Source organism: Rubripirellula lacrimiformis, from assembly GCF_007741535.1.
Classification (GTDB): domain Bacteria; phylum Planctomycetota; class Planctomycetia; order Pirellulales; family Pirellulaceae; genus Rubripirellula; species Rubripirellula lacrimiformis.
This window is the reverse complement of record NZ_CP036525.1, coordinates 1,345,717-1,359,479: the sequence shown is the minus strand read 5'-3', so window position 1 is coordinate 1,359,479 and position 13,763 is coordinate 1,345,717. Positions and strand designations below refer to the sequence as shown.

Genomic DNA, 13,763 nt, shown 5'->3' with positions numbered 1-13,763 from the left:
GTGTCCGTGGCACAAAACGGTGGCCCGACCGGCCCGGTGATTCGTGACCCTCGGTCGATCGATGCCAACGTGCCCATCGATGCGTCAGAGATCCAATCGATCATGACAGATCAACCCGACCCGACACCGCCCGGTGCGGCACCGTCGGGAATCGATCTGCTGACGCTGATCTCCCGCGGGGGCGCTTTCATGATTCCGATCGGGATCATGAGTTTCTTGGTGGTCGCTTTGGCAGTGGAACGGTTTGCCAGTCTGCGCCGTCGCCGGATCATCCCGATGAAGCTGCGGAAACAGTTGGCGGCCATGTTGGATCCGATTTCAAAATTTGATCCGACCGCCGCCTACCACGCATGCATCGAATCGCCATCGCCGGCGAGCCGGGTCATCATGGCAATGCTGCGGCGCACCGGCCAACCGTTGGCGGACATCGAGCGTGCGGCTAGCGAGACCATCGAACGCGAAGCTGACCACCAGGCATCGCCGATTCGATGGCTGACGCTAGCTGCTGCTGCGACGCCGCTAATGGGATTGCTAGGAACGGTGTGGGGAATGATCGTGGCATTTCATGAATCCACCACATTGACCGCCGACCGAAGCCGTAGCGAGCAACTTTCCGAAGGGATCTACACCGCCCTGGTGACGACGTTGGCCGGGTTGGTGGTGGCGATTCCCGCGGCCATGTTGGCACTGTATTTGGAAAACCGACTGATCAAACTGTTCCACCGCATTGAACAATTGTCATTCGATGTCGCGCCCGGATTGGCCCGATTCACTGGACGACGCCAAATGAATTCGGATGGGACTCTGCGAATGCACGACACCCTGAACGAGGCCCCACCGGCTCCACCACTGCCCAAACAAACCGGCAAGTCTCGCGACCAAGCCAAGACGGGTTGATGCATGGCTGTAAAAATCAAGCGATCCTCCGTCGCCAGCACGCTTAGCCTGACCCCACTGATCGATGTGGTCTTTTTGTTGCTGATTTTTTTCCTGGTGACCAGCGAATTCGAGGACGAAGAACGGCGACTGGACATCGTTTTGCCGTCGGCAACCAGCGCGGTGCCGATGACTGGCAAACCACGGGAAGTCATCGTTGACATTGACGCCACAGGTACGTTTTATGTTGGCGGGCAAGCCACCACATTGGATGAACTGAGGGGGGTCCTGGAAACCGCGGTCGCCAACAATCCCACCAACCAATCCGTCGTGATTCGGGCGGACCGGGAAACGTCATTCCAACCCGTGGTCAGCGTGATGGATGCCTGCAACCGAACCGGCGTCAGCGACTATGCCGTGACGACCCAAGAGGGCCCGGGCACTTAGAAATCGCATTCCTTGGGACAACAGTTTTTCGTGACCTCTGACGCTTACTCCTCTGAATCCGCCGACAACACTTCCGACCGGATGTGGCCGTTGGACCTGTCGATTGCGGTGCTGGCGTCCGTCGTGACGTACCTGATCGCGACGCAGTTGTCGTTCGATGACGCACGGTGGCAATGGAATGCCCGGACCTACATCGTTGCGGTGCCCCTGACCGCGTTTGGGTTGGATGTTGTGGTGCGAAGATTCGCATCCAAGTACGTCCAGAAATCGCTGCAACTGGGCTTCCTGATGAGCGTCCTGGTGCACTTGGTCCTGTTGATGTTGGCCATCAACGTCATCATTTTCAGCCACTATTTCCCGGACGCATTTACCGGGGTCAAACCAGAACGTCTTCCCGTCAAGCGTACCGTCCCCGAGTACCTGTTCAAGAAACCGGACCAACGATCGACTCAGCCCGACTGGTCCCAACCTGCCGAAACAGAAACAGCGTCGCCTGTCACACCGCGCCAGCAACGTCAGCTTCCACCGGTCGCCCATACCGCGCCGCAGCTAGAGATGCCGATGCCGCGCGATCCCATCGCACGGCCGAGCCGAGACCACTTGATCAAACGCGAAGACCTGTCCGAGTCATTGCCACAACCCAGCGATGCACCAGCCAAACTGGCGCGGCGGCAAGCCGCATTCTCGGATTCCATGCCCACGTCCGAACGACCGCCCGTGGCACCCGACGTCGCCGTGACTGCGAACGTGCAAGAACGTCTGGTCGATCGCCCCACCGATCATTCACGCAACTCGGCGAAGTCGCCCAATCAGTTCCAACTGCCGTCGCCAGACACGGTTAGCACCAATGCAAACCGCGAACCGTCACGCGCCGGATCGCGGCAGCGCAGCGAGGCGATGCCGATGGTCGGTGACGCAGGCCTGCAGCGAACGCGCCGCGACCCATCCACGGCTCAGCGGCCGAAACCGGCGGGTTCAGCGCCGGCGCCGCCGGCCGTTGCGATCGCACGGCTAACCCCCGACGCGGATCGCATGATGACACCGATCGAAACACCGATGTCACGGGACAACAAGTCCACCGGTGCCGTTCTTTCGTTGGGCGATGCACCAGGCGCCCAACAAAGTGATTCACGTTCGGCTGATCTATCATCGGGCGATCGAACCAGCCGCAATCCGACCGCGGCAGCCGGATCCCCCGAGATCACCGCTGGTCGCGAGATGCGCGTCCCGGGCCGAGCCAATCGAACGTCCGCCGGAATGGGCTTTTCACCGGCCGGCCCACCCACCGCCAGCGGCGAATCGGTTGCCACCGCCGCCAATCCAAGTTCGGCTAGTTCAGAGATCGCCGAGCGACCGTTGGCTTCGTCGCCCACACGCCCATCGGTTTCCCCCGACGTATCGTCATTGGCCGTTTTGTCGATGGCCGGCCCCAACTTCGATCTTCCAATGGAAACCGGTCCCATCGGGTTAGCAGATCTTCCCAATCGCAACACAGGCGTTGTGCCGTCGATCGAACCACCCGAAATTGCAGCGATGGATTTGACGACCGGCACACGACGTCGACGCGATGTGGGCGGGCCCATCACACCCTTTGGAAACAAAGTCGCTGCGGTGGAATCGTTCAGCCGACGTGTGATGCGAACCGAAGGCGGCGCCAGCCCCACGCCGGCCGGAATGGTCGGACCTGCCACCGAAGAAGCAATCGAAAAAGGATTGGCGTTCCTGTCTCGCATCCAAAACGAAGACGGAAGTTGGTCGCTGCAAGGACATGGAACCGATGTGGTTCTGCGCAGCGATACCGCCGCGACCGGACTGTGCCTGCTTGCATTCCAAGGTGCCGGCTACACCCACCGCGAACACCAGTACGCCGACTCGGTCAGCCGTGGCCTGAAATTCCTGATCGACAATCAACGCACCAATGGTGATCTGTATCGATCCGAAGACCCGCTTAGCAACCGCAATGTCGCGTTCTATTCGCATGGCATTGCCGCGTTGGCGCTTTGCGAAGCCTATGGAATGACGCAAGACGAATCGCTCCGCGAACCCGCCCAGATGTGCCTCGACTACATCGCGGCGACTCAGCACCTTAGCCGTGGTGGTTGGCGCTATTCGCCGCAAGTCAGTTCCGACACCAGCGTCACCGGATGGATGATGATGGCGCTCAAAAGCGGCCAATTGTCTGGTTTGGAGGTATCACCGAAAACCTATGATGGAATCGAAACCTGGCTGGACATGGCACAAAGCCCCGATCGGGATGATCGCTATCGGTACAACCCGTTCGCTCCCGACACGCCAACCCAGCGCCATGGCCGATTCGCCACGCCAACGATGACAGCGGTTGGCATGCTGATGCGGATGTACGCCGGTTGGCAACGAGACACCCCGGCGATGCGGTCGGCTGCGGATTACCTGCTGGAATACCCACCGCAAATGGGCACCGCTGTGTCACCGCAGCGGGACGCCTATTACTGGTACTACGCAACCCAAGTGATGTTCCATATGGGCGGCAGCCACTGGGAACGTTGGAACCAATCGCTGAACCCGGTCCTGCTAAAGAGCCAACTGGACGACGGCCCCGCCATCGGCAGTTGGGACCCGGTCAGTCCCGTGCCGGATCGATGGAGCGTTCACGCTGGCCGCCTGTACGTGACGACGATGAACTTATTGAACTTAGAAGTGTATTACCGGCACCTACCGATCTACGAAGACACTGCGGAATAGCCAGGCATGGTGGTCCCGTGTTTCGCATCGACCAACGCAGATCACGGCTAAAGGATCCGTCGCGGTGGCACGACCAGGTTGGCCATCAACAGCCCGCCGACGATCGACAGACCAACAACCAACATGGCGAAGCCAAACTGGATCCCTTCGATCGTTTGTTGATCCGACAACGCCGCTAGCGAACGATAGCCAAGCGATCCAGGCACCAGGATCAGCATACTAGGAGTCAGCGCCACCATGGCTGGTCGGTCGGCGATTCGGGCATACAGATTGCTGCCACAGCCGACCGCCAACGATGCCAGAAACGAAGCAATTTCGGCGCCCCAGATCGGTGCCACCGTCCAACTGGTCGCGACCCCACAGATCGATACCGCGGCGATGATGGGCCATTGCCGGTACCCAGCGCGAAACACGATTGCAAATGCGATAGGCGACACCGCCAACGCAATCCAGGACCACCACAATGGAACCGGAATGTGCGGGTCCGGGATCCATCGCCATCCACCCGCCACCCGCCAGACCAGCGCGACCCCCACGAACATCGTCGCAAGCGAAACGAGCGCCCCGGCCAACCGCGCCACGCCAGCCGACAGGTGCCCGACCGCCAATTCGGTCAAACCGATCGTGACACGCAAACCGGGAATCAGAACGATCAGCCCCGCCAAGGCGACCAACCGATCGTCCATCGGCCACAGGAAATGAGCGGCCATCAATCCCGTCACCGCCGCAACCATCCCAGAGACAGGTTCCAACAACCCAGGTTCCAGTTGCCACCGTCGATGAATCGATTCGAGGGCAACAACAAACAATCCAACCACGCCCGACATGACAATTTCGTCAGCGGACCCTTGAAAGAAAACGGCGACCACCATGCAGGCAACCGAATTGGCCAACCCGTAGACCCACCCTGCAAACTGACTAGCGGCTTCGTCGATCCGAACCATTTCCTTGCGGGCCCTGTCGATTGACACCGTCCCGGCTTCGACCTTCGTCAACAGATCGTCCAACGAAATCAACTTGTCGACATCCACTTGGCCTGAGTCCGCGCGACGCACGACCGTGCATTCCGATTCGTCGTCTTCCAACGAGATCACCAGCGCCGTCGGCGTGTACAGGAACACGCTGGTGATGCCCATCGAAGTCGCGACCTTCCACATCGATCGCTCCAATCGATGCGATGGGGTGCCGTACCGGTGCAGCACCATGGCGGCTTCGATCAGGAACAGGAAACGTTTATTTTTGATCGTCAAAGTTCACCTTTGCCCACAAATTCACAGACACGCACGCCGATCGTGCCCACGGCCAGCGGGCGTCAAGCAAGGTTCAAACGCGAAAATCGACGATCGCCCAAACGCTGCTAAAAATTCTCCGCGACTAGGATCGGCAACCACGCGGGACGTGACACACTAAGCCAGCTACGCAATTCCGCCAATCCTAGACGCTCGCGGACAAACCAACTTTGCTAGGCAAACTGCCGTGGCTGAGAATGCCGATGGCAACGCGATTTGCGCCCCGATCCTAGCGACGTCGACCGGAGATCTCCCGAACGTCAACCTGAGTGATCGGCGGTGAGATCAAAATCGCACTTGTTTCAGATCAACCGGATGATCGAGCGTGGTCATCTAACCTGGCGAATCGTGATTGCAGTCGACGATCGGACAGTCGGCACGTTTTTCAAACACGGAAACGGGGTCCATCGATACCGGACCTTCCACTTCGATCCGGAAATTCACTGGGCCAGAAATTCACTTGGCCAGAAATTCACTGGGCCAGACATTCACTGGGCCGGATTCGACGAACGGGCGTAACCTGTTCAGGCCACGCTGGGAACCTATCCCGATGCAGGTCTGCAGACTGGACCGCATGCAGACCAGAAACCATCGCAAACGGCATCCATTTGCCAGGCAATTTCCGTAGGATCCCCGCCCGGGCAATCGAGAAGGATAGCTTCGACGGGGAAAGAAACAGCTTGATGAATCGAAGGCCCGCTTCGATCCACCAATCCACCGAGCCCTTTTGGGCGGTACGGATGCTGTTGCCAGCGACAGACAACTAGACTCGGTCGATATACTTGTTGACCAAGTTTTCGAGCATCTCTTGACGTCCACTGACGTTCGGCGAGACCTCGCCCTTTTCTAGCATGTAGGTTTCCAGATCGGCCAAGCCAACCGAACCGGCTTCGATCTTGGCACCGATGCCTTCATCAAACGACGAGTATCGCTTGCTGATGAACCCGTCGATTGCGTTGTCCGCACGAATCGCCGCGGCAATCTTCAAGCCCTTCGCATAGGCATCCATGCTGCCGATATGAGCGTAGAAAAGATCGATTGGTTCGAACGATTCACGACGCACCTTCGCATCGAAGTTCACGCCGCCGCTGCCCAAACCGCCATGCTTTAGGATGTAGTACATCGTTTGCGTGGTCAGGTAATAGTCGGTTCCAAACTGGTCGGTGTCCCAGCCCAGCAACATGTCGCCGGTGTTGGCATCGATACTGCCCAATGCGTTTTGCATTCCGGCATAATCGATTTCGTGCATCATCGTGTGCCCGGCCAACGTCGCATGGTTGGTTTCCAGGTTCAATTTGAAGTGGTTTTCCAGTCCGTAGGACCGCAGGAAGTTCATGCACGCGGCGGCGTCACTGTCGTACTGGTGCTTGGTCGGTTCTTTCGGTTTGGGTTCGATCAAGAATTGGCCGGTGAAGCCAATCTGCTTGGCGTAATCCACCGCCATGTGGAAGAACTTGCCCAAGTGGTCTAGTTCTCGTTTCATGTCGGTGTTGTAAAGGTTTTGGTAGCCTTCGCGGCCGCCCCAGAAGACGTAGTTTTCGCCTCCCAAACGGTGCGTTACTTCCATCGCCTTTTTGACTTGTGCGCCGGCATAGGCGAACACATCGGCGTTGCAGGTCGTGGCAGCCCCGTGCATAAAGCGGGGATTGGAGAACATGTTGGCCGTGCCCCACAACAGTTTGACACCGCTGCGTTTTTGTTCTTCTTCCAAGACGTCGGCGACGGCGTCAAAGATCTTGTTGGATTCCGCCAATGACGAACCTTCGGGTGCAACGTCCCGGTCATGGAAGGCGTAGTAGGGTGCCTGCAGCTTTTCAAACAACTCGAATGCAACGCGAGCCCGGTTCTGAGCATTTTCAACCGAATCGGTGCCGTCATCCCAAGGACGCACGGCTGTTCCTGGACCGAACGGATCCGCTCCGGTACCACGGAATGTGTGCCAATAGACGATGGAGAATCGAAGGTGTTCCTTCATCGATTTCCCCTCGATCATTTCATCGGGGTTGTACCAACGAAATGCCAGCGGATTGTCGCTTTGGGGACCTTCGTATTGGATCTGGGGAATATCAGAAAAGGCACTCATCAGACGATTCCATCTAAGCAAGAGAAGCACAATAAGGTGTTAAAGAAGGACCTTAGTATCGACAGCTTCACGATCGGCGACAACCCGCCGTGCGTGCCCCGTTTCACGATGCCGCGCTACCGTTCCGACTTGGACGACGTGAACTTCAACAGCAACCAATCGCCCAAGCGGGGAAACGCGTGTCCGACGGCGATCAAAGGCCGCAAATAGCCTGGCATGACGACGTCTGGCTTCCGATTCTGGATGCATCGAACCACGGCCTGAGCCACTTTTTCCGGCGGCAGACCTTTCAGGCGTGCACCGCCGCCCGGCTGGGCCGCTTGGCTAGGCAGACGATCGTCCAACTGTTGTTGGTAACGTGCCCCCGCGTCGTCGCGGCGGATGGGTCCGGGGCTCACCAACGCAACATGAACGCCCCGCGACTTCAATTCCAGACGCAATTGGCCGGTCAATCCGGCCAACCCATGCTTGGCGATCGCATAGCCGCCGATGTAACGAGCGCCCACCTTGGACGCCAATGATCCGATGTTGACGATGACACCACCGGATGATTCAAGTGCAGGAATCGCCGCCTGAGAACACAACAAGGCGGTCACGACGTTCCGGCGCCATAAGTCCTGCAAACGATCGGTCGAAAGATTTTCGATCAACCCGCGGTCACTGGCGCCGACCGTGTTGATCAATGCATCCAGGCGGCCAAATCGATCCTGAACTCGCCGAAAAAGTGCGGCGACCTGGTCCGCGTCACCCACATCGGCGATCTCGGCGACCAGCATCGATTCGGCGGACACCTGACCGAGGCCAGGTTGGCCCGAATCGGTCGGCGTGGCCCCGGTCCCAACCACGGTGCCCATCAACGAAATCAAATGCCGGCTAGCCTGATCCAAACGATCGGCGTCGCGACCCACGATCACAACGCGGTATCGGTTTCTTAACAGCGCGGCGGCGATGTAGGTTCCCAGTCCTGCCGAACCTCCGGTAACGATCGCCAGCGGAACGGATTCTGATTTCATCAAGGATCGTCAGTGATGTGGATACATGCGTCCCCAAGGGGGCAGGGCAGGGCGGGCTGGTTTGTCGACACCAGGTGTAGCGGGGCTGGTGATCGGTGCTCCGATCACTCGATCGCTAGCGTGACTTCCCCGGACAATCGCGGATCGGTGATCTGGTCATTTGCATTCAACCGGATCACCAATCGGTTGGCGGAAAGCACCCAATCGGTGATATCGATCCGCAATTGTAGCGAGTCCACGTCGGATACAAGCGACCGATCGTTCAAGTGCACGTCCACTAACTCGCCTTCCCAACCATCGATGCGCAGATAAACGCGGACGGTTGCATCCAAACCGGTGGGCGAATTGAACCGCCGCTCGTAATCCACCACGCCAACGCTCTCGTCGTCTCTGGTGACATCGAAGTCGTGCGGTGGCTCGGGGACATCCACCCGCAACACAATGCCATCGGCGGCCGTTTTCTGCCAAGGCTTTCGCAATCGAATCACGTGCATGGTGTCGTCGATCAACCGAGGATCCAGGATAAAAAGAAAACCCCGGGCCGGCGGAGAGTGAATCCAACCGGGCCCGGGGTCATTGTTTTATCAGGAAATGCTGTATCAGGGACGTCTGCCGCAAAATCTGCGACACCCCATCGTCTGTTACATGTCCGCCATGGCGCGGTCGATCGCACTGCGGAAGTTCGAAAATTCTTCGCTAATCGCTTCGTTCGACGATGGGACGAAATCGAAATCGTCTAGGCCGCCAAAGAATTGAACTCCGCGACCGTCAGGGGTGACGACAAAGTATTCGGCTGACAAACGTGCCACCGAAGGTGTCGACTCGCCTTCTTCGACGATGACCAGCAAGGCGGTGTCACCAGAGTCCGACAGGACGAATTCCGCGGATTCCACACCGTCGTAGCCAGCGCCAAGAATCAAGAACTCTTGTCCGCCAAGTCCGTCCAGGGATGCCAAGCCACCTTCGCGTCCCCCCTGGCTGATTTCAGCGATGTTTTGGTGAGTTCGCAGATAGCTGGATGCCAAGATGTCGGAATTTTCGATCGCCGAACCCTGGGTTCCCAGCAGAGACATGTTCGGTCCGCTTCCCGATGTCGTTCCATCGGATGCGACGCTGATCGGAGCGAAGGTTTCGCCAATCGGCAACAAGGTGTTCGGCAGATCGTAGACAACCGTGTAGTCGCCCGGTGCGACGTTTTCGAATCGGTATTGACCATCGGCACCCGTCTGGACTGCGGCCACGGTGGCTCCGGTCGAATCCGTCAAACGGACCACGATCCCAGCCAACCCTTGCTCGCCGTCGTCTTTGACACCGTTTAGAACCGGTGCAGCACCTTGGTTGATCACCGCATCCAAGTTGGACGCACTGTCGATGAAGACCGAGCCGGTGATCACCGCAGGAATGAAATCTTGAACCGTCACATCGACCGTGGCGGTCGCAGTCGCCCCTTCGGTGTCACGGATGGTGTAGCTGATCGTCGTGCTGGTCACACCGGCGTTCGGTGTGAAGGCGATCGTTCCGTCACCGTTGACCGATGTGGTTCCGCCGGTCGAAGTGGCCGAAACAAGCGTCAAACCTTGCGGTTCGTTGGCTGGTCCAGCACTGTCGTTGCCCAGCACCGAGATGTTCGTCGTGGTGCCCGAGAACACGGACGCCGATTCACCAACCGCGGTCGGTGCATCGTTGACCGATGCGACAACCACCGTGACGATAAATGTGGCCGACTTGGCTGGCGATCCCGTGTCCGTGATGGTCACGTTGAATGTGTCCGACCCGAAGAAATCGGCTGCCGGCGTGTAGCTGACATTGCCGCCTGAGTTCAGAACGACCTGCCCACCTTCGGTGGACGCTGCAGCAACACTGCTGATGCTGACCGATTGTGAACCCGATTCGCCAGTTCCCGGCGATGCGTTCGCCAGCAATGTCGATGACGTGAAGGTCGATGCGGTGTCTTCCACACCCGTCACCGTCACAGGGGCGCTGGTGGGCGGATTGTTGACGGGATCATCGTTGTCGACGATCGTCGCGGTCGCCGTGGTTACGGTCCCCAGAGTTGCACCACCGGTTGGGCCGCCGATCGAAATCGTAAAGTCTTCGGCGGCTTCATCAGCCGAATCATCGATGATCGAAACCGATACGGTCTTGGATGTTTCACCGTCGGCAAAGCTTAGCGTGCCGCTGTTGGACGTGTAGTCCGAACCGGCAGTCGCCGATCCGTTGCTGGTGGCGAAGTTGACGGTCACAGCACCATCGCTGCCACCGGTCCGATTGACGGTGAAGACCACCGTGCCAGCGTCTTCGTTGACCGAAACGGTAGCTGGCGAAAGCGAAAGCACGCCCGGAACGACGACAGCGTCATTATCCACAATCGTGGCAGTCGACGTTGTCACAGACCCTAGGGTTGCACCACCGGAGGCACCGCTGATCGAAACAGTGAAGGTTTCGTTGGATTCAACGTCCGAATCGTCCGTGATCGCAACCGTGACGGTCTTGGATGTTTCGCCATCGGCAAAGCTTAGCGTGCCGCTGTTGGACGTATAGTCCGAACCAGCCGTTGCCGATCCGTTGGCGGTCGCGAAGTTGACGGTCACCGCGCCATCGCTGCCGCCGGTTCGATTCACGGTGAAGGTTGCTGTGCCAACGTCTTCATTCACCGAAACCGTTTCCGGACTGATCGACAATACACCGGGAACCGGAGTTGCGTCGTTGTCGACAATCGTGGCCGTCGATGTGGTCACGGCCCCAAGAGTCGCACCGCCGGTGGCACTGCTGATGCTGACCGTGAATGTTTCGTTCGGTTCGTCATCGGCGTCGTCGGTGATCGCGACGGTGACGGTCTTTGACAATTCACCGTCAGCAAAGTTGAGCGTGCCGCTGTTGGCGGTGTAATCCGAACCTGCGGTGGCGGTTCCGTTGGCGGTCGCAAAGTTCACCGTGACAGCGCCGTCGCTGCCGGTCGAGCGATTGATGGTGAAAGTTGCGGTGCCATCACTTTCGTTGACCGAGACGGTTTCCGGAGCGATCGAGAACACGCCGGGAACCGGCACGGTGTTGTCGTTATCAACAATCGTTACGGTCGAAGCAGTCACACCGCCGAGGGCCGCACCGCCGGTGGCGTTGCTAAGGGTGACCGTGAACGTTTCGTTGGGTTCGTCAGCGGTGCTGTCGTCGGTAATCGAAACCGTAATCGTCTTGGACGATTCGCCATCGGCAAACGTCAAGGTACCGTTGTTGGCGGCGTAGTCCGAACCGGCTGTGGCGGTTCCATCAGCGGTTGCGAAATCCACGGTCACCGTACCATCGGTGCCCCCGGATCGAGTGACAGTGAAGGTCACCGTGTTCGCATTTTCATTGACCGTGGTGGTCGCTGGTGCGATTGCAAACGTCCCGGGAACTGCGACGTCGTTGTCGGAGATCGTCACGGTCGATGTCAGCACGGTTCCCAGTGTTGCACCACCGGTCGCATTGCTGATCGTGACGGTAAAGTTCTCGTCGCCTTCCACGTCCGAATCGTCGGTGATCGAAACAGTCACCGTCTTGCTCGATTCGCCGTCGGCAAAGTTCAGCGTGCCGCTGTTGGCGGTGTAGTCCGAACCGGCGGTAGCCGTTCCGTTGGCGGTCGCAAAGTCCACCGTTACGGCACCGGATGTTCCGCCCGTACGATTGACCGTGAAGGTCGCCGTACCATCCGCTTCGCTGACGGTGACGGAAGCCGGATCGATCGAGAAAGCACCTTCGCTGACGACAGTGCCGATCGCGTTGACGATCAGTTGAGCGGTGCCGTTGTTGTTGGTATCGGTGTCCTCGATCAAGACCAAGTCTTGCGGAACAAAATCGTCACGACCGTACAGCAAAGTCGCTTCGCGATCTTCACCAGGCGTCAACTGCAGACGCAGTCCGTTGATCGGTTGATTGATGAACACACGAACGCTGAACGCGTCGAAGGGTTCGATGAAGCTGCCATCGTCGGTCACGTCGGGGATACCGCCGCCTTCCAACGGAACCTTATTGGCCAAGCCGCCAATGTCAGTGAACCCAGTGTCGACCGAGAAACCGCCGCGGTTCAACGACGAGTAATATTCTTCGTTGTCGTTGTAGGTGCGGCTGAATGAGTTGATGTTGAACTGGACCGCAGCGCTGTTGGGCGTGACGCCGTCGGGCAAGAACGGCGCAAATTCGACGGTCTGCGTATTGATCGTATCGGCAGCGTTGCTTTCGATCACATCGACCGAAATGTTCGGCAAGTCGATGTTGCCAAACTCGTCACCGGTGAAGTGAATTTCAAAACCGAGATCGGCATTGTCGAAGGTCAGCGACGAGATCTCGAACTGAGAAGTGGTGTATCCAAACGCCTGCAACGCGCTCGAAACTTCGTCAGTCGTGTTGTTGGCGAAGTCCGTGATCGACGCGGTGTACGTCAGCGTAGCACCAGCCTGAGCTCCCGGCGGCAGCTCGGGGATCGAAAAGACGACTGCAGTCGATGCGACGGTATTGATGTCTTCGTCGATGATCAGCCGCTGAGTCTCGTTCAGGACTGGCGAAATCACGCCAGCCACTGGATCGCCATTGGAATCGAAAGCTTCGATGTCCGTGAACAGCTGGAAGGATCCCAAGCGGTTGTTGAACAGCCGCAAATCGTCGTAAGTGATTTCCAGGTCAAATGCTTCGCCGACGTTGACGTTGATCGCGCCACCCGCATCCGTCGCGATCGCTTCGTCACCGGTCGTACGTGCGTTCAGCATCAGTTCGACAAGTTCGCCAGCTTCCTCACCGCGTCCAAGCGCGTTGATCACCGACAATGCGTCAGCCGCGGTGACCGCGTTGTCAGCGTTGACGTCATAGAACATCTGTGGGCCATCAGCGCCGGCCACTTCGGATTCGCCAGAATTCTGACGTCCCAATTGGTTGATGATCGCCAACGCATCACGCGACGTGATCTGGTGATCGTCGTTGACGTCGTAGCCGTTCCAATAGTTGTGCTGGCTGGCAAGAATATCGCCAGCTAGGAGCTCCCGCTTCTCCAGGAGCTCGTTCCCAAGGCGTCTCTGGGTCACGTCGCTCCGGCGAGGTTTCTCGGAGCGTCGGTGCCGCTTCTCGTTTGAAAGCAATCCGGAGCGGCTAAGCAAGTGACGCAGATTTCTCATCTGTTTTCTCGGGAAGATGCAGTGGAATCGTGGGGAATTGAACGCCGACGCGGTGTCGGACTTTGAGCTAGACCCGGCCAGGGCGCCAGCGTAATTCAACTAGGGACGGGGTTCGTCCGAAAAAAGCGATTAGTGGACCCATCTTACCTGGTCTCCCCCGTTTATCAACAAACAGTTTGGTTTCTTCGTC

Annotated in this window: 8 protein-coding genes; 3 read left to right on the top strand and 5 right to left on the bottom strand. The window is 58.4% G+C overall.

The annotated features are described in order from the left end of the window. From K227x_RS04675 to K227x_RS04665, 3 genes are read left to right on the top strand one after another with little or no spacing between them, the layout of a single operon-like run. Entirely contained in the window at nt 1–897 is an 897-nt protein-coding gene (locus K227x_RS04675) for a MotA/TolQ/ExbB proton channel family protein (protein WP_246146513.1), read from the top strand. 3 nt (nt 898–900) lie between these two features. Further along, nucleotides 901–1,323 carry an ExbD/TolR family protein gene (locus K227x_RS04670; protein WP_145168348.1) on the top strand — a complete coding sequence of 141 codons (423 nt, stop codon included), beginning with the start codon at nt 901–903 and terminating at the stop codon, nt 1,321–1,323. Nucleotides 1,324–1,353: 30 nt separating this feature from the next. Continuing rightward, a complete protein-coding gene (locus tag K227x_RS04665) occupies nt 1,354–4,044 on the top strand; it encodes a prenyltransferase/squalene oxidase repeat-containing protein (RefSeq protein ID WP_246146511.1) in 2,691 nt (896 codons plus the stop codon). 47 nt (nt 4,045–4,091) lie between these two features. Here the strand turns inward: K227x_RS04665 and K227x_RS04660 are convergent, their stop codons facing one another. The 5 genes from K227x_RS04660 to K227x_RS04640 form a co-directional block, all read right to left on the bottom strand. Continuing rightward, complete coding sequence (locus tag K227x_RS04660) at nt 4,092–5,294, bottom strand: threonine/serine exporter family protein (protein ID WP_145168346.1); 1,203 nt, start codon at nt 5,292–5,294, stop codon at nt 4,092–4,094. An 802-nt stretch (nt 5,295–6,096) separates the two neighbouring features. After that, nucleotides 6,097–7,416, bottom strand: a complete 1,320-nt coding sequence (gene xylA / locus K227x_RS04655) for a xylose isomerase (protein ID WP_145168344.1) — start codon at nt 7,414–7,416, stop codon at nt 6,097–6,099. A 116-nt stretch (nt 7,417–7,532) separates the two neighbouring features. After that, nucleotides 7,533–8,429 carry an SDR family NAD(P)-dependent oxidoreductase gene (locus K227x_RS04650; protein WP_145168342.1) on the bottom strand — a complete coding sequence of 299 codons (897 nt, stop codon included), beginning with the start codon at nt 8,427–8,429 and terminating at the stop codon, nt 7,533–7,535. A 104-nt stretch (nt 8,430–8,533) separates the two neighbouring features. Beyond that, nucleotides 8,534–8,938 (bottom strand): hypothetical protein, encoded by a 405-nt coding sequence (locus K227x_RS04645; RefSeq protein WP_145168340.1) that lies wholly within the window; start codon nt 8,936–8,938, stop codon nt 8,534–8,536. Between the two features lie 132 nt (nt 8,939–9,070). Further along, nucleotides 9,071–13,483 carry a Calx-beta domain-containing protein gene (locus tag K227x_RS04640; protein WP_218933777.1) on the bottom strand — a complete coding sequence of 1,471 codons (4,413 nt, stop codon included), beginning with the start codon at nt 13,481–13,483 and terminating at the stop codon, nt 9,071–9,073. Nucleotides 13,484–13,763: the final 280 nt, after the last annotated feature.